At 26.5% G+C, this 25,994-nt stretch carries 25 protein-coding genes; 14 read left to right on the top strand and 11 right to left on the bottom strand.

What is annotated here, in order from left to right:
- Window positions 1-6 precede the first annotated feature (6 nt).
- On the top strand, window positions 7-1,062 hold the full coding sequence (locus BG_RS01785) for an NAD(P)H-dependent glycerol-3-phosphate dehydrogenase (protein ID WP_011193694.1): 1,056 nt from the start codon (window positions 7-9) through the stop codon (window positions 1,060-1,062).
- A gap of 25 nt (window positions 1,063-1,087) precedes the next feature.
- Here the strand turns inward: BG_RS01785 and BG_RS01780 are convergent, their stop codons facing one another.
- Together BG_RS01780 and BG_RS01775 are read right to left on the bottom strand one after the other, a co-directional pair.
- Window positions 1,088-1,366 carry a PTS sugar transporter subunit IIB gene (locus BG_RS01780; protein ID WP_011193693.1) on the bottom strand — a complete coding sequence of 93 codons (279 nt, stop codon included), beginning with the start codon at window positions 1,364-1,366 and terminating at the stop codon, window positions 1,088-1,090.
- 6 nt (window positions 1,367-1,372) lie between these two features.
- Window positions 1,373-2,749 (bottom strand): aminopeptidase, encoded by a 1,377-nt coding sequence (locus tag BG_RS01775; protein WP_011193692.1) that lies wholly within the window; start codon window positions 2,747-2,749, stop codon window positions 1,373-1,375.
- Window positions 2,750-2,872: 123 nt separating this feature from the next.
- Here BG_RS01775 and p22 point away from each other — a divergent pair, with 123 nt between their 5' ends.
- The gene (p22, locus tag BG_RS01770) at window positions 2,873-3,460 is read left to right on the top strand and encodes a lipoprotein P22 (protein ID WP_011193691.1); all 588 of its coding nucleotides are present in this window, start codon (window positions 2,873-2,875) and stop codon (window positions 3,458-3,460) included.
- Between the two features lie 53 nt (window positions 3,461-3,513).
- On the opposite strand, the gene mgsA is transcribed toward p22, so the two are convergent.
- The 5 genes from mgsA to BG_RS04915 form a co-directional block, all read right to left on the bottom strand.
- Complete coding sequence (mgsA, locus tag BG_RS01765) at window positions 3,514-3,894, bottom strand: methylglyoxal synthase (protein WP_011193690.1); 381 nt, start codon at window positions 3,892-3,894, stop codon at window positions 3,514-3,516.
- A gap of 94 nt (window positions 3,895-3,988) precedes the next feature.
- Window positions 3,989-6,001, bottom strand: a complete 2,013-nt coding sequence (locus BG_RS01760; RefSeq protein ID WP_011193689.1) for an EAL domain-containing protein — start codon at window positions 5,999-6,001, stop codon at window positions 3,989-3,991.
- Window positions 6,002-6,021: 20 nt separating this feature from the next.
- Window positions 6,022-7,008 carry a prolipoprotein diacylglyceryl transferase gene (gene lgt / locus BG_RS01755; RefSeq protein WP_011193688.1) on the bottom strand — a complete coding sequence of 329 codons (987 nt, stop codon included), beginning with the start codon at window positions 7,006-7,008 and terminating at the stop codon, window positions 6,022-6,024.
- Window positions 7,008-8,150 carry a MinD/ParA family protein gene (locus tag BG_RS01750; RefSeq protein ID WP_011193687.1) on the bottom strand — a complete coding sequence of 381 codons (1,143 nt, stop codon included), beginning with the start codon at window positions 8,148-8,150 and terminating at the stop codon, window positions 7,008-7,010. Before BG_RS01750 ends, lgt begins: the two co-directional genes overlap by 1 nt.
- A 3-nt stretch (window positions 8,151-8,153) precedes the next feature.
- Window positions 8,154-8,579 carry a hypothetical protein gene (locus BG_RS04915; protein WP_095205640.1) on the bottom strand — a complete coding sequence of 142 codons (426 nt, stop codon included), beginning with the start codon at window positions 8,577-8,579 and terminating at the stop codon, window positions 8,154-8,156.
- 64 nt (window positions 8,580-8,643) lie between these two features.
- Here BG_RS04915 and BG_RS01740 point away from each other — a divergent pair, with 64 nt between their 5' ends.
- Genes BG_RS01740 through BG_RS01715 form a run of 6 tightly spaced genes read left to right on the top strand, consistent with a single transcriptional unit; the run spans window position 8,644 to window position 14,719 of the window.
- A complete protein-coding gene (locus tag BG_RS01740) occupies window positions 8,644-10,074 on the top strand; it encodes a S41 family peptidase (RefSeq protein WP_011193686.1) in 1,431 nt (476 codons plus the stop codon).
- Between the two features lie 3 nt (window positions 10,075-10,077).
- Window positions 10,078-10,809: a 16S rRNA (uracil(1498)-N(3))-methyltransferase gene (locus BG_RS01735; RefSeq protein WP_011193685.1), complete on the top strand. Its 732-nt coding sequence runs from the start codon at window positions 10,078-10,080 to the stop codon at window positions 10,807-10,809.
- Entirely contained in the window at window positions 10,802-11,395 is a 594-nt protein-coding gene (locus BG_RS01730; protein ID WP_011193684.1) for a hypothetical protein, read from the top strand. Before BG_RS01735 ends, BG_RS01730 begins: the two co-directional genes overlap by 8 nt.
- 39 nt (window positions 11,396-11,434) lie before the next feature.
- Entirely contained in the window at window positions 11,435-11,923 is a 489-nt protein-coding gene (locus BG_RS01725) for a CarD family transcriptional regulator (protein WP_004793081.1), read from the top strand.
- A 33-nt stretch (window positions 11,924-11,956) separates the two neighbouring features.
- Window positions 11,957-12,907 (top strand): hypothetical protein, encoded by a 951-nt coding sequence (locus BG_RS01720; protein ID WP_011193683.1) that lies wholly within the window; start codon window positions 11,957-11,959, stop codon window positions 12,905-12,907.
- Window positions 12,908-12,919: 12 nt separating this feature from the next.
- Window positions 12,920-14,719 carry a hypothetical protein gene (locus BG_RS01715; protein WP_011193682.1) on the top strand — a complete coding sequence of 600 codons (1,800 nt, stop codon included), beginning with the start codon at window positions 12,920-12,922 and terminating at the stop codon, window positions 14,717-14,719.
- Here BG_RS01715 and BG_RS01710 read toward each other — a convergent pair.
- Window positions 14,716-15,849 carry a hypothetical protein gene (locus BG_RS01710; protein ID WP_044007880.1) on the bottom strand — a complete coding sequence of 378 codons (1,134 nt, stop codon included), beginning with the start codon at window positions 15,847-15,849 and terminating at the stop codon, window positions 14,716-14,718. The two genes, BG_RS01715 and BG_RS01710, sit on opposite strands and share 4 nt — an antisense overlap.
- A 110-nt stretch (window positions 15,850-15,959) precedes the next feature.
- On the opposite strand from BG_RS01710, the gene BG_RS01705 reads away from it, so the two are divergent.
- Window positions 15,960-17,522 (top strand): DUF5312 family protein, encoded by a 1,563-nt coding sequence (locus BG_RS01705; RefSeq protein ID WP_011193680.1) that lies wholly within the window; start codon window positions 15,960-15,962, stop codon window positions 17,520-17,522.
- 21 nt (window positions 17,523-17,543) lie between these two features.
- A complete protein-coding gene (rpmB, locus tag BG_RS01700) occupies window positions 17,544-17,822 on the top strand; it encodes a 50S ribosomal protein L28 (RefSeq protein WP_011193679.1) in 279 nt (92 codons plus the stop codon).
- 18 nt (window positions 17,823-17,840) lie between these two features.
- On the opposite strand, the gene amrB is transcribed toward rpmB, so the two are convergent.
- The 3 genes from amrB to BG_RS01685 form a co-directional block, all read right to left on the bottom strand.
- Window positions 17,841-18,581: an AmmeMemoRadiSam system protein B gene (gene amrB / locus BG_RS01695; RefSeq protein WP_011193678.1), complete on the bottom strand. Its 741-nt coding sequence runs from the start codon at window positions 18,579-18,581 to the stop codon at window positions 17,841-17,843.
- A 17-nt stretch (window positions 18,582-18,598) separates the two neighbouring features.
- Window positions 18,599-20,032 carry a pyruvate kinase gene (gene pyk / locus BG_RS01690; RefSeq protein ID WP_011193677.1) on the bottom strand — a complete coding sequence of 478 codons (1,434 nt, stop codon included), beginning with the start codon at window positions 20,030-20,032 and terminating at the stop codon, window positions 18,599-18,601.
- A 97-nt stretch (window positions 20,033-20,129) separates the two neighbouring features.
- On the bottom strand, window positions 20,130-21,548 hold the full coding sequence (locus tag BG_RS01685; protein WP_011193676.1) for an NFACT RNA binding domain-containing protein: 1,419 nt from the start codon (window positions 21,546-21,548) through the stop codon (window positions 20,130-20,132).
- A gap of 193 nt (window positions 21,549-21,741) precedes the next feature.
- On the opposite strand from BG_RS01685, the gene BG_RS01680 reads away from it, so the two are divergent.
- The 4 genes from BG_RS01680 to gatC are packed head-to-tail and all read left to right on the top strand — an operon-like array spanning window position 21,742 to window position 25,986.
- Window positions 21,742-22,392, top strand: a complete 651-nt coding sequence (locus tag BG_RS01680; protein WP_011193675.1) for a LolA family protein — start codon at window positions 21,742-21,744, stop codon at window positions 22,390-22,392.
- 10 nt (window positions 22,393-22,402) lie between these two features.
- Window positions 22,403-23,602: a BB_0345 family helix-turn-helix protein gene (locus BG_RS01675; RefSeq protein ID WP_011193674.1), complete on the top strand. Its 1,200-nt coding sequence runs from the start codon at window positions 22,403-22,405 to the stop codon at window positions 23,600-23,602.
- Window positions 23,603-23,604: 2 nt separating this feature from the next.
- On the top strand, window positions 23,605-25,701 hold the full coding sequence (locus BG_RS01670) for an ATP-dependent helicase (RefSeq protein WP_011193673.1): 2,097 nt from the start codon (window positions 23,605-23,607) through the stop codon (window positions 25,699-25,701).
- A 9-nt stretch (window positions 25,702-25,710) separates the two neighbouring features.
- Window positions 25,711-25,986: an Asp-tRNA(Asn)/Glu-tRNA(Gln) amidotransferase subunit GatC gene (gatC, locus tag BG_RS01665; protein WP_011193672.1), complete on the top strand. Its 276-nt coding sequence runs from the start codon at window positions 25,711-25,713 to the stop codon at window positions 25,984-25,986.
- Window positions 25,987-25,994: the final 8 nt, after the last annotated feature.

The following is a 25,994-nucleotide window of genomic DNA, read 5'->3' as shown; positions in this document are numbered from 1 at the left end:
GTATTTATGAAAATATCAGTAATAGGAGCAGGGGCTTGGGGGACAGCTATCGCAAAGTCTTTGGCAGATAAATTTGATTTTAATATTTTTTTATGGTCTTTTGAAGAAGATGTTAAGAATGGTATTAATAATGATAATGTTAATGATAAATATTTAAAAGGAATTAAATTGCCAAAAAATTTGGTTGCAAGTTCAGATTTGTTTGAAGTTGTATCGATGTCTGATTATATTTTAATTTCAACGCCTTCTCTTTTTACTGTTGATATTTTTAAAAAATTGGATCAATTTTTTGATTCTTTAGAGCTAAAGCCAAAATTAGCAATACTTACAAAAGGATTTCTTACTTTTAATGGAAAAACCCATACAGTTATTGAAGCTGCTGAGAAAGTTATTAAAGGATATAAAGATGAAATTACCTATATTGTTGGGCCAAGTCATGCTGAGGAAGTTGGACTTGGCGTGATAACAGGACTTGTTGCGGCTAGCAATAGCAGGGAAAATGCATATTTGTTTATTAATTTATTTAGTAAAACATCAATTTCTTTGTTTTATAGCAACGATGTTTTTGGGGTGCAAATAGCAGCAGCTTTAAAAAATGTGTTTGCAATTGCATTTGGAATTTTAGATGCGTATAAATTAAATTATCCTAATTTAATAGGGAATAATACAGAATCATTTTTATTTTCAATATCCTTAAATAATATGAAAGACATTGCAATTGAGCTTGGAGGAAAAAATGTTGAAACTTTTTTATTTTTGTCTGGTTCTGGCGATTTAGATGTTACTTGTAGGAGCATGTTTGGAAGGAATAGGCGATTTGGCAATGAAATTGTTAGCAAAAATATTTTGGAAAGCTTTTTTAGTATAGATGATTTGATAAACAATATTGAAAAAATTGGATATTTGCCAGAGGGAGTTTTTGCTGCTAAATCAATCTTTTCCCTTTTAAAAGAATTAAATCGCGATTTCAATCCTAATAGCTTGTTAAGTGTTATATATAAAATTTTGAATAAAGAGCTGAGAGCTGAATCTGTTATTGATTATATGAGGAATATTGGATAATGAAATAAAGCCTCTTAAAGAGGCTTTATTGTTTTTGATCATTCATCATATATAAAATTTTATTATAAACATCTTCTATTATTTCGAAATTCATTACAATTTCTGTAAGTTCATTAGATTTAATAGTTCCTATTATGTTGTCATTTTTTGTTAAATCGTCTCTTTTGACTAAAGAATTGCTGTCTACTAAAATTTTTATTCTCGTTATGTCTTTGCTGATGTTTTTAATATTTTTGATTCCTCCAAAGCATTCTACAATATGCTCTGCTACTTTTATTTTATTTGTTTTTTCTATGTCTGCCATAGCAATTTATTCCTTGTAGAAAGCTTTGTATGCTAAATAAGCATTGTATAAATCAAATTTAGAAGTTATTTCCATTGGAGAATGCATGCTTATAACGGCAGGTCCCATGTCTATTGTTCTTATTCCATAGCTAGCTAAGAATTTAGCAACAGTTCCTCCGCCCCCTTCTTCTACTTTTCCAAGTGTTGCTACTTGCCAGGCTATATTGTTTTTATTTAATAATTGCCTAATATAAGAAACAAGCTCGGCATCAGCATCGCTGGCCATAACTTTCCCACCATGTCCTGTATATTTCATTATAGGTATGCCATAGCCAAGTTTGGGAGCATTTTGTGCGTCATGAACTGAGTTAAATATTGGGTTTATTGCTGCACAAACATCAGCAGAAATGCTTTTTGAATTCCATAAAGCTTTTTGGACTTGAAGATTATTGTATTCTGATTTTTTAATTTTAAAGATCATGTCAGAAACAAAATATTCAAGATATCTTGAATCTAATCCAGTTGAGCCTGTTGAGCCAATTTCTTCTTTATCTACAAGAAAACAAATAGCTGTTTTGCTTGGAATCTCTTCAAGATCAAATATAGCTTCTAGTGAAGCGTAAGCGCATATTTTGTCATCTTGTCCGTAAGCACCAATTAAAGCTTTGTCAAATCCAACGTCTTTTGCTGTTCCTGCAGGTACTATTTCAATTTCTGATGATACGAAATCTTCTTCTTCTATTTTGTATTTTTCTTTTATTAGTTGCAGAGTTCCCAGTTTAACTTTATCTTGTTCTTTTGATTCGATTGGTAGGCTTCCAATTAAAATTTTTAGATTTTCTCCCTCAATAATTTCATCTGATTTTTTATTTCTTTGTATTTTTTTATCAAGATGAGGTAAAATGTCGGGAATTACAAATACAGGATCGTTTTCATTGTCTCCAATATTGATTTCAACTTTTTCTCCATTTTTTAAGAATACCACACCTCTTATTGAAAGGGGTGTAGATAACCACTGGTACTTTTTTATTCCCCCATAATAATTGGTTTTAAGAAATGCAAGTTCGTTTTCTTCAGAGATTGGGGAAGGCTTTGCATCAAGTCTTGGGGAATCTGTATGAGAAACAATTAAATTCATTCCATTTTCAATAGGATTTTTGCCAATAATAGCAAAAGCAACAGATTTTTCTCTACAGGTATAAAAAATTTTATCGCCTGGAATTAAATTTTTTTTCTCCTCAGCATCAATAAACCCCCTTTTTTTTGCTTTATCTAGAGCATAGGATGTAACTTCTCTTTCTGTTTTAAATTTACTTATAAATTTTTTGTAACTTTCGGAAAAATTGAAAATTTGATTTTTTTCTTCTTCGCTTAAAGATATCCATGGATTTTGTTTTTTCATTAATAATACCCCCTATCTCATTTTAGCATTTTAATTGTTTTTAAGGTGTGTACAAAATAAATTATTTATTGTAAACTTACCTTTAATTTTAATATTATAAATAAATCATAAGGGAGAATTTTTATGTATAAAAATGGTTTTTTAAAAAACTATTTAATGGGGTTTTTATTTTTTTTAATAATTGCGTGTACTTCAAAAGATAGCTCAAATGAATATGTTGAGGAGCAAGAAGTGGACAACACTTCTAAACTTGATGATACTTCTAAAATAGATGAGCATACTATTGGTCATGTTTTTCATGCTATGGGAGTAGTTCATTCAAAAAATGATCGAAAAAGTTTAGGAGAAAATATAAAGGTTTTTTATTTTTCTGAGAAAGATGGATACTTTGAAACAATACCTTCGAAAGAGGATGCAAAGTTGATAGTTTATTTTTATGACAATATTTATGCAGGAGAAGCTCCAATTAAGATTTCTGGGAAAGAAGCGTTTATTTTTGTTGGGATTACCTCTGATTTTAAAAAGATTATAAATAGTAATTTACATGGTGCGAAAAGTGATCTTATCGGTACTTTTAGAGATCTTAATATTAAAAATTCAAAATTGGAAGTTACAGTTGATGAGAATAATTCAGATGCCAAGACTTTCCTTGAATCTGTTAATTATATTATCGACGGTATTGAAAAAATTTCACCTATGATGATGAATTAATTTATATTTTTGATTTTTTAGGCTTTAATTTTAAATTAAAGCCTATTTTAAAATTAAGTATTCAAACCCTCAAATCCTTTTATTAAAATTTCTGCTGTTTTTACGTTGGTTGCAAGCGGTATATTATGTACATCGCAAAGTCTAATAAGAGCTGACACATCTGGTTCGTGAGGCTGATTTGTTAGGGGATCTCTAAAGAAGAATATAGCTAAGACATTCCCTTCAGCTACTTCAGCTCCAATTTGCTGATCTCCCCCCATAGGGCCCGATTTATATTTAATAATTGTAAGATCAGTAGCTTGCTGGATTCTGGACCCTGTTGTCCCTGTTGCAATAAGCTTGAATTTGGATAAGAAGAGATAGTTTTGTTTTACAAAATTTACCAAATCATCCTTTTTTTTATCATGTGCAATTAATGCTATTTTTTTTTCCATTAATTTTATTCCTTTTAAATGCAAAATAATTTTTTTTGAAATTTAATAAAATTTAGCCATGAATATATTTGTTAGATTTCACTGTTTTTAGAATTTATATTGGTTCTGGTTTGTGCCATAAAAATCCTTGTCCATAGTCTATTTCTAGTTCATTTATTTTTTTCAATATTTCTTCATTATATACAAATTCAGCAATAATTTTTATATTTTTTGTATCTGCTATTTTTTTAATGGATTTTATTATTACATAATCTATTTCACTAGAGTTTATTGCTTTTATGAAAGATCCATCTATTTTAAGTAAGTCTATTGGTAGTGTTTTAATATATGAGAGTGATGTATGTCCGCTTCCAAAATCATCAAGTGCTAGTTTGATTCCAAAACTTTTTAATTCTTGAAAATATTTATTTATTATCTCAAAATTTTCAAGAATTCCAGTTTCTGTTATTTCTAAACATATATTTTGAAGTGGGATTTGGCTTTTTAATAAAGTATCTCTTAAAAAGATTCGAAAGTTTTGGGATTTTAGCGAATAAGGAGATATGTTGATTGAGAAAATATGAACCCCATTTTTTGATACAAAGCTTTTGTATTCTCTTAAAGCCTTTTTAACCACCAATTGATCAACTTCAGCAGTTAAATTGTATTTGTCTATTAAGTTAAAAATTTGCTCGTTTGGAATTGGTTTGCCCATGTGGTCAAAAAGTCTTGTCAAGATTTCTATTTTAGGCTTTAGGTTCTTTTTAAGAGGATTTATTTTTTGATAATAAAGAGTAAAAAAATCATTTTTTATTGCTTTAAGTATATATTGAAAGATTTTGTTTTGATTTTTTAAAATCACCGCTTCTGGTAGTTCTTCTTTATATATAATAGGATTAGAGTCTTTGTATTCTGATGATATTTTTGTAGCCATCATTAATTTGGGGATTTTTAATTCTAGGTTTTCTCTTAAATTTACTTCTATTATTCCGATATTGAATTCGAATATAATAATATCTTCTTTTTTTAATGCTAACGTAATTGTTTTTTTGATTTTTTTGGCAATTGAGATTATTTGGTTTTCATCACCACTTGTGCATATAATTACTATTAAATTGTTGTTTTTTAGCTTAAAAATATATTCAGAGTATAATGACATTATTTTTGAATACATTATTTTAAGTATTTTTATATTAAGCTTTTCTTTATCTTCTTTGTATTCATATTCTGTTGTTAGGAATAGATCTAAATTAAGCAAATATATTCTTTTTTTCTTGTAAATATCCACATGGTTTACTAGTAATTTTTCAATTTCTTTGGCGTTTTGAATCTCGTCTTGCGAATCAATAATTTCTAGATATTTATAGTTTTCTATCTCATTAAGGTTTGGTATTTCTTTTATTGTTATTAATTTATCAATATTGTTTTGATCAATTGTGCTAATAAATACATCTACATATAGTTTTTTATTATTTTTTAAAGTTAAAATACAATTGGTTATTAATATATTTTTAAATTCAGGAATAGAATTTGTATGACAACTTAAATCTATTTTTTTTAACTTTTCCCAATCTCTAATGTCTATGTCGGTTACTTTGATTTTATTTCCAGAGGTTTTCATTGGAAGATTAAGATTTTTACTACCTTTTTCATTAATATAAATAATTTCATTTTCGGTGTTTGTGATGATTACTATTTCTTTAATGAGTTCTGATAAATTTAAAAAGAAATCTAAGGTTGAGTTTTGGTTGTCGCAAAATAGTTTTTTTTGGTGTATTAAGCTTTTTTTATATTCTAATTCGCTTATATCTTTTATTATTTCTATGTGATTAAGTTTTAAATATTCCTCATCAAATTTTTCATTGCTAATTATAATAGAGTGAATTTTGTTTATATTTTTTAATTCATTTGCAACGTTTATTGAAAAATCTATTGGTTTTTCATGATTATAAATAATAGCGAATTTAATATTATTTTGTTTTACATATTCACTGTATAAAGCTTTTTCAGATTTTACAATTTGAATTAAGTTAAAAATAGATTTAAGTTTTATAAGATCTCTAACATCAATTTCGTTTTTAGAGATTACAATAGAATTTATATTTTTGTAATTATTAACCCCTTTCATTTTATTGGCGTGCTCTTATTTTAATTTTTATATGCCAAGTTAGTATTATTTTTTATTTTTTTATCTGCGATTTTTTTAGTGACTACTACCCATATTAAACCTGAGAACATTAGTACTAGTGAGAGAATTTGTCCCATTGATATGTTTAAAAAAGAAAATTCTGACAGACTTTTAATTGGCTTGTAGTTTATTATAAATCCAAGGTCTTTGTCAGGTTCTCTTAAATATTCAATAAAGAATCTGAAAAAAGCGTAAAGCATTACATATATACCAAAAATAAATCCATCATATTTTTTAATTTTTCTAAATAAAAACCATAGTAACATACAAGTTACAGGTCCTTCGAAAAATCCTTCAATAAGTTGAGAAGGTATTCTTGGTAGGTTGATTAGCAGGTCATGAGGCAAAATTTCAAGCCCTATGGATGATGCAAATTCTTTGACGCCTGGTGTATTTGTGTCAAATGGTTCTGCATTGGGGAATATTATTCCTCCTTTCATTACTCTTCCATAAAGTTCTGCATTTGCGAAATTAGCGAGTCTTCCAAGTATGTAACCAGAAGAAAAAGCTATTGATCCATAGTCTGTCAGTTTTAGAAAATATTTTTTAACATTTGTATTTTTAAGTTTTGTATTTATTATGATTAAAGGAGCAATTATTGCACCTAAAAAACCACCATGAATGGCCATGCCTCTAAAGCCTGTAAAATTCCAATTTTGGTCGAATGGTAAAAAAATTAACCACGGATGAGAATAATAAATCCCTGATTTATCGTAAACCAGAGTAGACGCCAATCTGCCTCCTAAAATTGCTCCAAGTACAAGCGAGAACATAAATGTTTCATAATCTTCTTTTTTGATATCAATTCTGTCTGATTGTATTTGATACCAAATAAACTTATAAGAGATTAGTATTATAAAAATGTAAGATAGGCTATACCATGTAATTGGTATACCTTGAATCACTTCAGGATGTAACCAACTTGGGTAATTTATATAATTTGGCATTAGACCTCCTTAGCCTTTTCAAACTTTTCAAAAAGCTTTTTTTTAAATAACATATTTTGCTTTCTTAAGGTTTCGATTTCTCTTTTTTGAGATTTTATTATATCAATAATTTCGCTACTTTCTATTGTTTTATTTTTTATCAACGATTCAAGGTATTCAATTTTTTCAATATATTCTTCTTGAGCTTCTCTTAACACGAAATCATAACTTTCATTTAAATCTTCTTCGTTTAAAAGCTCAGCATCATTTGTTAAATCTTCAATTTCGATCAATTTTTTTGCAATTTTTTTAATACTTTTAGAGGTTAAGCTTGTAGGTTTGTATATGGTAATAGGGATTTTGTTGTTTAAAGCTTGATCAACCATTTCATCTTTATAGATTGCTCCAATGCTTTGTAAATTTATGCTTAAATAGTTTTTTGCTGATTTTATTATTTTTTCGGTTTTTCCAATGTCATTGGGAGTTTTGAGCATGTTAAATATCATAAAAGGACTAATTTTTTTAAACAATTTGTTAAATGTAGAGTAATTTTCAGGATCTTCGCTTTCTAGCTTTAACAGCAAATTAGGGATATATACCCTTTGAAGATCGATTGAATTTTGTTTTATTGTTTTTAGAATTTCATTTCCCTTTGTCCCTCTTTTAAATACGCTTGATAACAGTCTAAATATTATATTTTTAAGGAATAAATATGCATTCATTGTGGCTGTTACTGTTGGCGTTGTTACTATTACTCCTCTTTTTGACATTAAAAAAAAGTCTATAATATTAAAAGTTGTTCCTGCTCCAAGATCAATCACTAAGTAATCATATTCTAAGGCTTTTAAATTTTTTATTATAGTTTTTTTTTGAGAAGCAGTTATATTAGCAAGCTCTGGTATATCAGAATCTCCTGCAATGAAGTTTAGATTTTTAATTCCAGATTTAATAATAATGTCTGAGAAATTAATCTTTGTTTTTAAAAATGTGCCTATACTTTTTTTGGGCGTAATGTTTAACATTGAATGCAAATTAGATGCTCCAAGGTCAAGATCCACAAGCAAGACACTTTTTCCCTCATTCGCCAGGCAAATTGCTATGTTTGCCGAGAAAAGGGATTTGCCAACCCCCCCCTTACCACTGGCTACAGGAATAATAATCAAGCTTTACTCCGTTGTTTTTATTTTTGCTTTAATTATTGCTAAAATTATTACATTGAATACCAGATAAACTGCTGTAATTCCCAAAAGTATAGCCAGAGAGATTTGATAGACGTATATTTTAAAAGTAAATCCTAAGATAAATAATAATAATGTTAATATTATTTGGAATAATTTAGTTATTACTATAATGCTATGAAGAATTTTAAATTTTTCGTAGATAAAATAATAGAGTGTTAAATTTGCCATGAAAAATTCGGGTGAGTATAGAATAAATGTTAGCATAAACTTTATGGAGTAATTGTTAATAAAAATTAATTTATTAATGGCTTGGTATAGTAGGGCTAAAATCAAAAGGCTTTCGAGTATTTGTAATATAATAAGGCTTACTCTTTTGAGGTTTTGTTTTTTTTTAGGATGTGAGTTTAACATAGTTTTAAAATATTATATTATGGAAATAAAATCAAGTTTTAATTTTTGCATTAGGAATGGATAAATGAAAAATAAATTTTTAATATGCGCGTATTTTTTACTGACTCTGAGCATAAGTTCTTTAGTAATTGTTGAATCTATTTTTGCTGTTGATGAGTCTAATAATAATAAGTTGTCAAGATCTAGTTATGAGCAGATGATGATTCAAGCTTTTGAATTTGTAAAAGAAAATTATGTTGAACCTGTAAACGATGAAGTGATTTTTGAAGGTGCTTTAAAAGGAATATTTCAAGCCCTAGGGGATCCTTATTCTCAATATTTGACAAAAAAAGATTTAGAAGAAATTTCAAAAACAACAGTAGGAGATTATGTTGGTATTGGAATTTCTATAATAAAAAAAATGCATTCTCAAGATAAGCAAGACAAGGCAAAAAATCTTGATTCTAATAGCTTTTGTGTTTCTATTGTTACACCTTTTGAGGGAGGTCCGGCTTATAAGGCTGGAATTAAATCTGGAGATTGTATTATCGCTGTTGATGGCAAGAGTGTTTCTTCTATGGAAGTAGATCAAGTTGTTGATCGTTTAAAAGGCAAAGAGGGTACAAAAGTTAAAGTGTCTATTCTTAGGGGAAAAGATTTAACATTAGATTTTGAACTTACAAGAGAAAAGATAGAAATACAAACAATCAAGTATGATGTTATTAATCCAGATATTGGTTATATAAGAATAGTAAGCTTTAATCCATACACTTCTGTAGATTTTAGCAAAGCTTTAGACAATCTTAAGAATAGAAATATTAAATCTTTAATTCTGGATTTAAGACTTAATACTGGTGGATATTTTCAGGCAGCTATAAAAATGGCAGATGATATTTTATCTAAAGGAACCATTGTTTCTACAAAATCAAGAAATTCTAGCAAGCCTATTGATTACAAGGCAAGCTCAAAACAAGTTTTGCCTTCAGATATAAAAATCGTTGCTTTAATAGATAGATCATCGGCGTCAGCGTCGGAGGTTTTTGTAGGGGCTTTGAAAGATAATAAGAGAGCCTATATTATAGGCGAAAAGTCTTACGGCAAGGGAGTTATTCAGCATGTAGTTCCTTTTTATACTGGTGGATTTAAAATTACAAGCTCAAAGTATTATACTCCATCTGGAAAGAGTATCCACAAAGTTGGGATTGAGCCTGATTTAGAAATAAAATCTCCAGATTTTTCTGAGGAAGAAGCAGTAATATATAAAGAAATTTTTGATAAAAAGCTAATAGAAGGCTTTTTAAAAGGCAAAAAATCCATTACTGAGCAAGAGATTGATTTTTTTGTTGAGAATCTTGTTAAAGAAAATCCAAAATATAAAATTGATAAAGAATTTTTAGGCAAGTATGTGTTTTTTAATTACTATCAAGATAATAATAAAGAACTCCCAATTTATAATCTACATTATGACAAGGTTTTAAAAGCAGCTTGTGAGTATTTATCTAAATTAGGTAATTAAATTGTGAAGCAAATTGTTTTAGATGCTAATTGTTTAGCGGGCGATTTTATTATAGTTAAAGATATGAAAATATATCATCATCTTGTTAATGTAAGACGACTTAAAAAAGGTGATAAGCTTAACATTCTTTTAAAAGATAAGGAATCAAGGACGTCAGAGATAGTTAAGATTGGTAGTAATTTTATTAAGTTTGCTACCAATAAAATAGATAAAATTGAAAAAAATAATTTTGAGATAAGTATTTTTATTTCTAGCTTAAAGGGCAAAAAAATAGATTCGGTGTTAAGACAAGTTGTTGAAATTGGAGTTTCAGAAATTAATATTATTAATGCAGATCATTCTGTGTCTAAAATAGATATAAATAGCACATCTGCCAAAACTTTAAGATTTTCAAAAATAATAGATGAGGCTTTAAAGCAAAGCGGTAATCAAATTGTTCCTAAAATTAATTTTTATAATAATTTTTTTTATTTGCCTTATTCTTTTTGTACTACTAAATATTATGTTGCTCATCAAAGTGGAATGATTTTAAGCAAAAATGAAAGTTTTGATAATTTTAGCAAAATTGGAATTATAATAGGCCCTGAAGGATGTTTTTCAAAGCCAGAAATTGCCTTTTTCAAGGAGAAAGGCTTTAATTTTGTAAGGTTTAACACTCCGGTTTTACGAGCGGATACGGCTATTATTTATTCACTTGCTTATTTTAAGGCATTATTAGGGGATTATAATGGCTAATCTAAAAGACATATATTCAAAACCAGACAGATTTTATTTTTTAGGGGTGCCTATAGATGTTTTTGATAGTCGCAGTAAGCTTATAAGCAGATTTGCTTATCTTTCAGGACATCCTTATCATTCAATAGTAATTTTTATTGGCTTTAAGGCTTTCCTTAAGGTTTTGATTTTTAAAAAATTTAGAAATCACATTAAAAATTCTTCTCTTGTTTTTTTAAATTCTAAGATTGTAAGATTTTTTTGTAGGATTTTTAAAAGAGTTAATATTGACTGTTATGATTCAAATACAGTTCTTCTTATTTTAATGGAAATACTAGAAAATGCCCATAAAACATGTTATATTATTGACAAGGATAAAGTAATTTCAAAGAAAAAATTTTTAAGATTAAAAGAATCTCATAAAGAAATTAGTTTTATTGGGTATTATGATTTAAAAGCTGTAAAGAGAAATAAAGAAATGTTTTTTGCAAATATTAACAAACTTACTCCTAGTGTAATAATAAGCTTTTGTAATGATAGATATCTTGAAAATTTATTTTATAAAAATAAATTTAATATTAGGACCAATTTAAGCGTTTTTTTATGAACTTTTAAATTTTAACTATCTATATTTTATGAGGTAAGTATGGCATTTTTGCTAAACCAATCGGTAGTTTATCCAATGCATGGAGTAGGTACGATTAAGGATATTAGGACTAAAGAGTTTAATGGCGAGATTATTGATTATTATGAAATACATTTTCCATTTAGCGATATGATTTTTATGGTTCCTGTTGCTAAAGTTGACGATTTTGGGATTAGAGCTTTGGTTAGTAGGGAAAAGGTAGAAGAAGTTTTTGATGTTATTAAAGAGTTCGAAGGTCAAATAGATTCAAAAAAAATAAAAGATGGTGGTCATGAATTTTATAAAAAAAGTGATATTTTGGATACAGCAAAGTTATATAAATTTTTATATAAAAAATCTACTCAAAAAGAACTTCCCTTTTACGAAAAAAGGATTTTAAATGATTTTGAGTTAATATTGGAGCACGAGATTAGCTTAGCTTTGCAAATTAGCTTTGAAGAAGCTAAGGAGAAGATTAAAAATATTTTGGTCGATAACAAAAAGGCTTAAAGTTTTTTCAATTTTTGAGGGGGAGGATTTGCTGTGCTTGATTCTTTAAGATTGATCTTTTTAATAATTTATAGATTTATTTTAATATTTTGCCTTTTTTCTTTAATGTTTATATTTACATTTTATTTAAAATATAAGTTTTTGTATTTTAATTTTTCTATTTTTAGTTATAGTCTTTATTACAATGCCTATATTTATTCTTTTCCTTTGTCGCTTGTTGTTACTTTTATGAGAATTCCTTATCCTTTTTATGGAGTGGTTTTAAAGCCCCCCAGAGATACTTTTCATTTTTATTGCATTATTTTTATTCTTATTTTATTGTTTTCTTATTTAGGATTTTTGGTTAGTCATAGTTTTCATTTTCACTATATTAATAGCAAGAGCAATGACAATTTTGTTCTTAAAGACGAGGTTGTGCATTTTTTAAATGGCAAAATAATATTTTCTAGTAATAGGCCTAAATTTTATGGTTTTAATGGAGTTTTAATTGTTGCAGAGGATGATAAAAAGGATAAAAGTTTTTCTTATCAATCAAATCTTTCTTATTCTAATAAGATTGATTTGATTGATAAGAATTTTTTAGAGCAAAAGATTTATAATAGCTTTGTTGATTTTCTTTTCAGGGATTTGAAAATTTTGAATAATTTTCTACTCTCACTCAATTATTTAAATTTAATTTTTAATATACTGGGAATTTCTTTATTATTATTTGCGTTTTCTTATGTTTTCAATCTTATTTTTTCAAATAGTTTTGCAATATTTCTTTATCCTATTTTTATTATACTTTTTTTAAAAATTTATAATGTCTATTCGATCGAGTTTCCTAAGATTTACAATGTAATAATAGGAAAGAGTGTTATCTCTGATTTTATTCCTTTTATTTTTTGTGTTTTAACTTTTTTTTCTACCTATTTATTTGGCTTTGTTTCAGAATATATTAAAATCAGCAAAGATTTAGATAATAATTTATATAAGGTTAGTTAATTCTTAAAGTTTATGAAAAGAGAAATATATGCATTTTTGAGCAACTTTATTATTTTTCTATGTTTTTTCCTAGGATTAATCTTTAGTTATTCTTATTTTTTTGGAGAAAATTTTTTAGAAAAGCATAGGCTAATAGCAGCTTTTTTTGATTCTATTTTGCTTTTTTATAAGTATTTTTATGGATTTTTTATTTTTATTGTTTGCATTTACTTTGCTTTTTTTGTTCAGCAAGAAATAAAGATTTATTTAAAATCGTATAATGGATATTTATTTTCTAGGCTTTATGCATTTTTACTATTATTTTTTATTATAGGGCTTTTTTTTACTTTTATATTTAATTTAATATTGCCTTATATAATTGCCCAGAGAAATGAGTATAAGTTTAGTTATGATAGATATAACCTTCTTGAAAGTGAAGCAAATGAAATATCTCTTAAAATTAAAAATATAGATATAAGTTTGTCTTCAAATAGACTTTTTTTATCTACTGATTTGTCAGATTCAATGAAGCAAAAAAGGAAACATCTTGAAAATTTGATTAGAATATATGATAAAATGCGAATTATTTATGTAAATAATGAAGAGCTTTTAACAAATTATTATTTAGTGAAATCTGAATATAATAAAATTCCAAGCTATGATGTTGATTTGGAAAAGGTTAAAAAAACTTTTTCAAGGTATCCTTTGCGAAGCCTTAAAAAGCAAGATTTTTTTAATATTGTTAATGAATTTATTTCCCAAAATGATTATCATACGGCCAATTACTTTGCTTATATTGCTTATGTTGCAACAAAAGACGATAATTTTGTTGCGCTTTTAAATTTGACTTTAAAGTTTATTAATGAAAACAGGAATTTTGAAAAAGAAAAAATGCAGTTGATTTCTGAAGAAAAGCAAAAAAATTTTTTGTATCTTAATACTGAAAAGTTTAAATTAGCTTATTACGGTTTTTCTAATCTTCATAAGCTATTGCCCAGTGATAATGAAATTTTAAATTATAAAAATAAATCGCTTGAAAAACTTAGGAAAAAGTATCTTTTTTTTGATGAGATTGAAAAATATTTTGAATATTATGGAATAAACGATGTATTTTTATTGCAGCCAGATTCTAATAAAAGGTTTTATGATTATATTTATATGCAAAAAGTTGTCACTCTTAATAATTATTCTAAAATAATAAAAAATTTTGAGCTTATTAGATTTAATAAGGCAGGAAATGTTATATTGCATATTAAAATTCCATTTGCTACTTTGAGAGGTAATTTTGTGTATCAAAATGTTTTAAACAAAGACGATGAGCAGAGTGAAATTACTCTTACCAAAGTTTTTGTGTCTGTGGATAGTTTTGATACGAATGTTTTAGAGGTTGTAAAAATTAATGAGAATGTAGAAAATTTAGCTTTATTTTCAAATTTCTCTGAGGTTGGATTTTTTTTAAAAATTCAAAGTTTGTCAAGCGCTTTTAATAAAGTTGCTATATTAAATTTGAAATTAATTAATATTTTTTCCTTGAGCTTGATTTTGCTGATTTCTCCTATTTTGCTAGTTTTAATGGGGGCATTTTTTATCTCTTTGTTTTCTAAAATAGAATTTAATTTTAATTCCAAGGCTATGATTTTTTTAGTTTCATTAATGATAGCTATTTTTTCTGGGATTATTTGTCTTTTTGTAAATTATTTTTTAATTGTCTTTACCTCTCTTCTTATATATACTTTTAATAGTGTACACATATCTTTAGCTATTCTTTCTTCGTTATTGTTTTTCCTTATTTTTAAAGTCATTGTTGGAAATTACAAGGAAAAGCATATTTAATTTTTATTTTTTTTTTGATTCTTAATTCTAGAGAAAAACCATTCATTTATTAGCAAGTTTTCTTTTTCAATTGTTTTTTTACTTAATACATAAGAATAGCTATTGATTTGGGTTTCGTCAATTATAAAAGGAGATATTCCATCAATTGAGTGTTTTATTTTTAAATTTAATTTTTTGTAAGGAGTAAAACCGTTAGCAAAACCAAAGCATATGTTTGATTGGAATTGATTGTTAAATCCAATTAGGTTTTTTTGGGTTTTTTTATCTAAAATCCAGTTGATAAATTTTTTAGTTAAAATAGATGTTTCTAAAGTGCCAATAAAATTTGGGTTTGAGATAACAATTTCATTGTTATTGTTGATGAGATATGAAAATTTTATTTGTGCTTTCTCTTGTTCGCTTAAGCTATTGTAAAAGGTTAGATCACTCAATCCTGTTATTAGAAGAGATTTTTTATTAAGTAATATTTTGTTTAGTTTAAGGTAGCCGTATTTATTAAAGAAATCTTTTTGCAAATCCATTTGTTTTGCATTTAAAAATGATGAGAAATATTCTAGCATTTTTAAAATTTTATTTTCATTATAATTTAATTTGTTCTTTTCAAAAGAAAACCCCACATCATTTATTTCAGAAATCACATAAAATAAGTTTTCAGAAATATAGGGTGATATAAAGAATTTTCCGTCTTTAATGAAATTTTCGTATTCTTCTTTTAAATACTTATTGTTTATGTATTTTTTAACGTGGTGTGTATTTTTATAGATTAAAATAGGAATATCAAAGCTTAATGGGATAATTTTGTAGTTAAATTGTTTGAAAATGTTTTTTAAAATAGGATAATCGGTATTATAATTGATTTTTATAGATTTAAAATAGTTTATAATATTTGTATTGCCAATATTTTTAGAAATAATTATTTGTGCATTATCTTTTTCTACTGTTTGCAGATCAATGTTGTTCCTAAACTTAATTATAAAATCTAGTTTATTTTCGATGTTAAATTGATTTATATAAAATGGTATTGTTTTGTTGTCAGTTAGTACAATTATATTTTTATTTTTTGCACAGCTAGTACTAATCAACAAAATTGCTATTAGTATTAAATTTTTTATTCTCATAAAATTATTCAAGTTTTTTCTTTTATTTTACAATAAATTATGTATAATTTTTATAGTTAATATTGATTTTCGTGTTTAATTGAAGAATAGAGCAAGGGAACCGAAGAGTTTTTAGGGGGATAATGAATTTGGGTTTATTTGATTTTATACTTTCTATGTTTAGTATTAATAAAGAACTTACTTCTGAACAGATAAAGCAAAAAAGGCTAAAAGAAGTTAAAATTAGTTTAAGCAGAGCAAGCAATTTTTTTAATGCTTCAAAAATTCATGCTTTACCTCAATTTTCTAGATTTCTTTATAATTTTTATAAAATTTTTTCTCCCTTAAGGCCATTTGTTCAAAGATATAAAAATTCTAATAAAATTGTTCATTTTGTTGTTGAAAAATATTTAAATGAAAGTCAGAAAAAATCTTTAGATTATATTTATTCTTTTTCTGCAAGCGACAATATAAATTTGACTCCAGATCTTCCTAAAAATTTACATAATAATTTATCTTATTTGTTTAAAAACATAACTCAAGAACAAATTAAATTGATAGATGAAACTTATGGAGCTTTGCATAATTTTTTTGATTTAGTCTTATATCAATATTATTTGGTTCTTAAAAATTTTGACAACTTGCTTCCAGAAGATGATTTTGTCTATAGGCCTAGATTCAGTTCTATAGGTTGTGGAGTTATTATAGATGATCTTAAAGATTTATTAGAATGTATTTCTTGCATTAAGAATATTTCTATTTGGAAAAACCTTTATGACATTATTTTAGAAATTTATGGAAATAAAGAAGATTTTCCCATTAAATCGAATGTCTGGATTAAGATTGTTTCTTCCATTCTAGATATAAATAAGAGTAAAGAAATTTTATATCTAATAAGATATGTTAGTGGGGATCCAGATTATTTTCCTATTTCTATTGGGCAAAAGCCTAATCCAGTGGCAAGAATATTTTTTAATGATCTTACCAAACATGTTGCCAATGAAATTGAAAAGATTAAAGTTTTGCAAAAAAATAGCAAATCTAAAATATTAGCCGAACAGCTTTTCCCAGGAATATCTTTTTTAAATTTGGATAATTATAATGAAAAAATGAATGAAAAGATTGTATCTAAAATTATGAGCACTACAGGCTATATTTATTGCGAGCTTTTAGTTTATTTAAGAACATATACTATTTATTTTGTTAAAAAAGATCTTAATGATATTATTAATTTGCTTATTATTAAAGGACAATGGAAGCTTATAGAGCTTTCTAGAGAAATGTCTAATGACATGCATGCTTTGATTAATATTTATGCAAGTCTTATTGATTTTGATTCTAGTTTAGGAGAGCAAGGTGGCTATGGTAATAGAATAAATGCATTACTACATAGAGCTTCTGTTGGAGATAAATCTTCGGAGAAATTGTTATTAAATATAATAGCAGATGTTAATAAAAAGGCGTTTACTATATCAAGTGAATATTATTCCAAAATTTATTCTATTGAACAGCGTTTACAAGATTGTCTTTCAGACTATTCAAAAGCGTCGTTGGAAAGAGAGCTAATTTATAATTGGAAAGAGCTTGATGTGGATCTTGCTAAAAGCTATGGAAACAATTTAAACTTTGGAGGTATAATGAAGAGTATTTTGGGTAGTTTGGCTTTATTTTTAAAGTTAATGGATTTGTATTTGGAGAAAAAATAATAAATTTGAAGGAGTGTTCAAATGGCTAGAAAGTGTGAAATAACAGGAAAAAAAACTATGTTTGGGAACAATGTTCCAAGGAAGGGTCTTGCCAAGAAAAAGGGTGGAGCTGGGCAGCATATTGGAGTAAAAACCAAAAGAACCTTTAAGGTCAATTTAATAAATAAAAAATTTTTTATTCCAGAACTTGGAAGAAGTATTAACATTAAAGTTTCTGCCAATGCATTAAGAAGTATTTCAAAGGTAGGACTTGATGCTTTTTTAAAGAAAAACTGCAAAAAAATAGAAAACTTTTTATAAATTTTAATTTTGACAATTTTATTTTATTAGAATGCTGCTTGATATCAAGTATTCTGGAGGGTCAGTTGTTATTTTTGAGTCTTTAAATTCAAAATTTTTAAAAAGGCTTGAAATAGCCATGATTGCATTTATGTTTTCCGGAAATATTTTTTTTGATTTATAGCTTTCTAGTATTATATTGAGATTAGGCGGTTTTTCTTCAAGGAAGATGCGCTTTAAATTCTCTTCAAGCCTTAGGGTTTTTTTTATATTTGTAGATTTTGAAATAAAGTAAGATAGAAAAATAAATGAATTTTCTTCTTCGTTTATAAAAGGTGTTAAAAACTCACAAAATTGTAGTAAATGTGTATTGCAAATTTTCCCAAAAATTATTGGAATTATTTTTATATTTTGCTTTATATTACTAATAAAATTCAATGTAATTTCAATTTTATGATCATTTTCGATTAATTTATCGTCTATATTGATAAAATTTAAAATTTTTAGTAATTTTAATATTTTTAGGTTTACTTTAATATTTTTATTAAAAATTCTCCATACATGATGATTAGATATATTAATTAAAAAATTGCTTTTTGCTTCAGAGATTATAAATACATTATTAGTTTGATTTGATATTATTTTTTTAAACAAACATTCATTTTTTAAAAAAAACTCATAGTTTCCATAATTTGTTAGGATAGCTTTGTGAGTTTTTTTTTCTGCCAGCTTAAATGATAAGCCGTTTGTGTTATTTGAATAAAATATGTTTTCAACCAAGGGGTTTCTAACTTGCTTTATATATTTCGCCCCTTGATTGCATCTTCTACTGTGTTTATTTCCATAAATTCTGTTCCTTTGTCAGTATCTCTATTTGGGTTGCCAGAAATAATTATTACAGTATCTTTGTCATTGACAATATTTTGTTCTTTTAACATTTTAAGAGAAGTTACTACAAATTCGGTAGTTCTTTTAAAATTATTGTCTACAAGATTAGAATAAACACCGTAAGATAATGATAATTCTCTTGCCAGCCTTTCGCTATTTGTTGTAATGAATAATGGAACACTTGCCCTGTAAGTTGCCATTATTCTTGCAGTTTTGCCTTTTAGAGAATCTACAATAATTGCTTTTACATCCATAAGCTTTGTAGCATCGATTGCACATTTTATAATATAGTTTCTTGTAATGCTTTTATCGTAAAAAAGTTCATCTTTATATAAAGTCATTTTTCTATGTTTTTCAACTTTTTTAGCAATACTTGTCATCATTTTTACAGCTTCAATTGGATATTTCCCGTAAGCGGTTTCTCCAGATAGCATAATTGCATCTGTACCGTTTAAAATAGCGTTGGCGATGTCAGATACTTCTGCTCTAGTAGGCCTTGGATTTTCAATCATTGTATGAAGCATTTGAGTTGCTGTAATCACAGGTATTCCATACTTTATGCAGGTTTGTGTTATTTTGAGTTGGGCAATAGGCACATCTTCTGCAGGAATTTCGACCCCCATATCTCCTCTTGCAACCATTATTCCATAAGATGCTTTTACAATTTCTTCAATATTGTCAATTCCTTCTTGATTTTCGATTTTGGATATGATTTTTACATCAGGATTTCCAGCAGCATTTAAAATTCTTTGAACATCTTGAATGTCTTTGGAATTTCTTACAAACGAATGGGCAATAAAATCAACATTATATTTTGCTGCAAGCTCAATAAATCCCTTGTCTTTTTCGGTTACTGATTGCAGTTTAAGAGAAATGCCGGGAGTATTGATTGATTTTTTATTTTTAATTTGGCCGTCATTTTTAATTTCACAAATTAATCGGTCAGGCAGCTTAGTAACAACAGTCATTTCAAGCTCACCATCATCAATTAGCACTTTAGATCCTTGGGGCACTTCTTTAACAAATCCATCATAATTAGTTTGAAGGTTGTTAGGTTCATTAATAGGCGAAGTTGAGATTATTACGTTGTCTCCAGTTTTTACAATAATAGGATTTTCAATATTAGCTGTTCTAACTTCTGGTCCTTTTGTGTCGATCATTAGAGCTATTTTATTTGAAATTTTTCTAACATTGTCTATTACTTTTATTGTATCTTCGTGTGATTGATGAGCAGTATTTAGTCTTATTACATTTACTCCTGCATCGTATAAATCTTTTATGTGTTCTGGTTCGCATCTAAGATCAGATATTGTTGCTACAATTTTTGTTAACTTTGAAATCATAAAGTTCTTCCTCCACTTTTATAAATTTTATGCTTTTTGTCTTTGAATAACAATATTTTGTAAAAAATTCAAAACTTTGCTTTGCTATAAACATTATTTAGGTTTTATTTTTTATTTTTTTTATTAGATCTTCATCTAGCTTAATATGTAAATTTTTTTCTGCTTTTGGAATTACAAGGCCTAGTTTTCCGTTTTTAACCCTTCTTAAATTTTTAACTTGCGTGTAGTAAAGATCTGCTTTTCCTGATTTTTTTGCTAATTTTGTATAAAATACGCATAAATTACCAGCAGCTAAAAGGACATCAAGGCAAGGAGTTTTATTTTTTTGATTTCTAATAAAAACATAAGCTCCAGGATAATCTCTTGTATGAAGCCAATAATCATTTCCTTTAACACAGCGCCTTAAAAGTTCATCGTTTTCTTTTGCGTTTCTTCCAATAAGAATTTCAAATCCACAAGAGGTAAAATGTAAGCCTATTTTTGGTGTTTTTTCTTTTTTTTTAATAGCAGTTTCTTCTTGATTATATTCTTCTTTTGGAATGAAATTTTTGATCTTTAACATATTTATTTTTGATTTAATGAGATTAAATTTGTCTAGATTATCTTTTAATTGATTTTGTATGGTTTCAAAAGAATTTTTGCCCTTTTTGTATGCTTTAAAATATTGTAAGGCGTTTTCTTTTGGCGATAACGATTGGTTTAACGATATTTTTATTTTTTCTTCTTTATAATTTAAGAGGGCTATTTCTTTGATCCCTTTTTGTATTTTGTTTATATTTAATAAAATCAACTCACCCTTTTCCTTTTCATTTTCAATGTTTTTAATTAGTTTGATTTGTTGTTTTAAAGACCCTATTCTTTTTTCTAAAGCAATTAACTCTTTTTTATATTTTTCAATAAGCAATTCTTTTATATTGTTTTTTTTAATTTGATTACTGAGTGATTCGTAGTAATTTTCAAGAAATTCAGAATAAGATTTATGGCTGGTATTATCGTATTCTTCTTTTAGACCCATGATTTTTTTATCAGGCATTTTATTGCTTTCATGTATTTCTTTAGCTTTTAAAAAGGTTTCACCCGTTGTTTCTTTTGCTTTTGGTCTTCTGTAATATGCGTCCAGTATTTTAAAGTTTTGGTTTGTAGCTATTATATTTGGAGAGGATGGCCACAATTTAATGAATAAGATAATTATGTCCTTTTTAAAAATCTCAAGATAAATTATTCTTTCATTTTTCATTTGGGAAGCTTTTAGAATTTTTCCATTTTGAATTTTTGATTTTAAGAAGTCAGAAAATCTTAATTTTAAAGCATTCTTTTTGAAATTTTTTCTTGTTATATGGAATCTGGTAGTGCTTGGATTTAAAGAGATTAATATTTTAAATTTTTTATTGTCAATTTTATTGTAAATCTCTAAAATCAAACTTTTATAATCCGGCTGTATTATTTCTTTTATTAAAGAGTTTGCGAAAGGGATTTCTTTAATCAAAGTATTTATTTCAACGTAATTCAAAGACATTTTTATCAAATCCTAATTCTTTAAAAGTGTTATATACTTAAGCTTTAAATTTTTATTTTATGTATTAAACTATTACTATTAATAATAGTTTATTTCCATGATATGTAGTATTATGGAAATAAACTATTATTAATAGTAATAGTTTAAATTTAGTTTTGTTAATAGCTTAAGCTTAATAATAAGAGTTCATAGAATGATAAAAACAATGCTTTTATTAGTTTTGTATCCTGTTGCTGTTTTTGCTCAAATATCTGCAAATCAATACTTTGAAGGAATTTATGCTAAATATCAAAATATAGAGGATATGCAAGCGACAATTAATTTCACTTTAAAGGGATTAAAGCAAACAGGTATTTTGCTTTATAAGTTTCCAGACAAGTTTATTATTAATCTAGATTCCAATAATCAAGTTTTTGTAAGCGATGGTGAATTTTTGACAGTTTATGTTCCATCTCTTGGTACCTCGTTTAATCAGCAATTATTAAAAGGTAGTAGTGGGGGAGGTCTTATGAAAGTTTTGAATAGTGAGTACAGCGTATCTTATACCAATTCTCCAAATCTAGAAGCTCTAGATTCATCTGAGCCTGGGAAATATATTAAATTAACCTTTTCTAGAAAGCTTTACAAAGGGGCCGCTACTATTAATTCTTTTATTATTGCCTTTACTCCGGATGGAATAATTAGAAGGATTACTGCTTATCCTACTAGTGGTGGGCGTGAAATAGTTATTGATTTAATCGCTGTTAAGTTTAATATTGGAATTCTTGATAGCAAATTTAAGTACGATCCCCCAAAATCTTCAAATAAGGTAGATAATTTTTTATATGATATTAAAAAAAATTAAGGTTTAATCTATGGAAGAAAATGATTTTATTAAATTTGGGAGTTATTTGAGAAAAGTTAGAAATGGTAAAAATTTGACTCTTGAAATGGTCGCGGAGGATATTAAAATTTCTATTAAGTATCTTAAAGCTCTTGAAGATTCTAATATTGAAATTTTTCCAAATGAAGTTTTGGCTGTTGGATTTTTAAGAACTTATAGCGAATATTTAGATATTGATTCTAGATTGATATCAACACTTTTTAAGGATTATAAAAGTAAACTTAATAATAGTTATATTGGGATTAGATCTGAAGATAAAATTTCAAATTTGGGATTTTTAAGCGATAATAAAGTTTTAGATAAAAAATTGTTTTTTTTAAATTTAGAGTCCTTAAGTATATTGAAAATCCTGCTAGGAATTGTTGGTGTTATTTTGCTATTGTTTGTGTTTTTTGCTTTTAGAGAAGTGGAAGTTTATTTTAAAAAATTTTTTAAGCTTAGTCAGAATGAAAAGATAATTTCAAATCTTCATGAAGTATCTTTTGATAAAAAGAATTTTTGGAATATTTCTCTTAAAGAAGGAGATTCTTTATTTTTAACGTATGGCGATAATATTGCAAAATATAGAGCATCTTTTATTAGTGACGATTTAGTTATTGTTGATGAGTCTAAAAAAAGTAAAAATATTTTTAATTTAGGAGAGTTTAAAGAGATAAATCTTGATGATAATATAAGAGTCAAAATTATTTATGAGAATTATTATTATGATAAGTCTAAAATAGCCAATGTAAGTTTAGAATCTTTTGCTTTAAATGTTAAATATGTATCTGAGACTAATATTGACAATAGGTTTAATATTTTAAATTGGCAGTTTGATGTTAAGGGAACTGAAAAATTACCAAGTGGCGATTATCTTACTCTATATTCTTCTCAGAAACTTTCAAATGTTGATTTAAAAATCGATTTTTTAAATGATACATTTTTTAGATATGCCGATGAAAACAATCTTCATGGCAAGTCTTTTTTTGCATCCAAAGGTATTCCTATTAATCTAGCTTTTGAAAAATCTTTGATACTATTCTTTTCAAGACTTTCTGATGTTAATATTATTCTTAATGAAAGAGATATTACTCCTTTTTTAAAAGAGCAGGGAAAAGAAATTTTTGCTGTTCAATTCTTCTGGGTAAAGACACCTTCAGGGTTTGATCTTAAAGTTTCTGAAGTTTATTAGTAATGGATAAAATAAAAAATTTTTTTTCCAGCTTAAATTCGTCTCAAGAAAAAATTGTTTTTAGTAAAAGTAAAAATCCAATTCTTGTTTTAGCAGGGCCTGGAAGTGGTAAAACTAGGGTTATAATTGCAAAAATTGTGTATTTAATCAAAAATATGAATATAAATCCTAATGAAATTTTGGCTTTAACTTTTACTAATAAAGCTGCAAATGAAATGAATGATAGAATAAATGATCTTTTAAAATTTGACAAGAAACTTCATATTCAAACTTTTCATTCTTTTGGATCTTGGCTTTTGAGAGCTTACTATAATGATTTTGATAGAAATTATGATTCAAATTTTACAATTTGGGATACTAATGATGTAGTTAAATTTGTCAAAGAAATTAATCTTGCTCCAAATTTTGAAATGGCAAAACATATTGCAGCTTTGATTTTAAAAGACAAAGAACATTTTTTCTTAGAAAAATTTATTAAATTTACAGAAAAGGAATATGAGTATATTAAAATTTATGAGGAAGAGAAAGCTAAAAATAATGCTTTTGATTTCGCAGACCTTATTATTAAACCTATTTTAATGCTGAGGCATTCTAAATCTCTAAAAGAATCTGTTCAATCTAAATTTAAAGTTATTTTTGTAGATGAATATCAAGATACTAATTATTCACAATTTTTATTTTTGAAAGAACTTTATTCGGATGGTATGTATTTTATGGTTGTAGGAGATGAAGATCAGTCAATATATTCTTTTAGAGGAGCTAGAATTGAAAATATTCTTGAATTTGAAAAAACTTTTGACAATGTTATTAAATTTTATTTAGTGCAAAATTACCGTTCAAATTCAAATATAGTGAGTATTGCAAATGGGGTTATCTCAAAAAATAAAAATAGGTATGAAAAACAAATAACAACTCAAAATGGTTCTGGTAAAAGAATGAAATTTTTAGTTTTTCAAAGCACATCAGATGAAGCTGAATATTTTTCTAACTTGCTTGTTGCCAATGATATTGAGACAGCAATACTTTATAGATTTAATTCTCAATCTTTTCATTTTGAAACATCTTTTTTAAAGAAAAATATCCCATACAAGGTTTTAGGATCAATTAAATTTTACGAGAGAGAGGAAATAAAGGATATTGTTTGTTTACTTAGGCTTCTTATAAATAAGAAAGATAAAATAGCTTTTCTAAGAATGATAAATAAGCCTTCTAGAGGAATTGGAAAAACTACTCTAGATAAAATAATTAGTTTTTTAAATGATGATGATGTTAATTTCAATTTGTTTTGTGCTAGTAAAAAAACTTTAAGTTCTCTTAAAAATAGGGCCAAAGAGTCTCTTTTATTGGTTTTAAATATTTATGATAAGCTGGTCAGAAAACTTTTTGAAGGTAATTATATTAATTTATCTGCTTTTATTGAGGATGTTGTAATTAAGTTTGGTCTTTTAGATTATTATAAAAAATTTGATAAAGATGAAAAATTAAGAAATATTGATGAGCTTATTAATAGCGGAATTGAATATTCAGGCACATTTGAAGGTCTTGCTATTTTTTTAGAAAATTCTTCACTTTCTCCTTTAATTTCTGGAGATTTTAAGTCCAATATATTTTTATCTTCAATCCACGGTGTTAAGGGGCTTGAATTTGATAGAGTTGTGATTTCTGGACTTGAGAAAGGTCTTTTGCCAGCTGAAATTGAAGCATTATCAGAAGATAGGCTTGAGGAAGAGAGAAGGCTTTTTTATGTTGCAATCACAAGAGCTAAATCAGAGCTTATTATTGCCTTAAACTTGAAGCGAGCTTTTAGAGGTTTTTTTAAAAGTACCGAGCTTTCCGTTGTTTTCCAAGATATTGACAAAAATTTTTATGACACTATTTTTATTCCTGAGTATTTAAAAGAGAATTTTAATAATTTTTTTATTGATAGTAAAAGGGATGTCGGATTTAATATTGGAGACTATATAATTTATAATGGAGAAAGGGGAATGATTATTGATAGCTGGTACCAAGGTAACTCGCAGTTTGTTAAAATTAGTTTGATAAATGGAAAGAAGGCTATTTTGAGTTATGAGTATATTAAAAGAATTATTAAAGTTTAGAGGTTTATTTTGGAAGATATACATTTAGAAAATAGTTTGAAATTAAGCTTGGTGACACTTAGTAGGGATAATGAAGATAAATTTATTTCAAAATTTGAGAAAGTTATTAAATTGGTTAATGAAATTTCAAATTTTGAGGTTAAAGTTAATTTTAATGCTAATAAAAAAAAGATTTCTACATTGCGTGAGGATAAAGTAAGATGTTCTCTTTCTATTGAATCAATTAAAAAGCTTAGTAACTCATTTTTAGATGGATATTTTTCATCTCCTAAAATATTAGAATAAGGATAAGG

It is taken from the genome of Borreliella bavariensis PBi (assembly GCF_000196215.1).
GTDB classification, from domain to species: domain Bacteria; phylum Spirochaetota; class Spirochaetia; order Borreliales; family Borreliaceae; genus Borreliella; species Borreliella garinii.
This window is presented reverse-complemented; position numbering and strand designations above follow the sequence as displayed.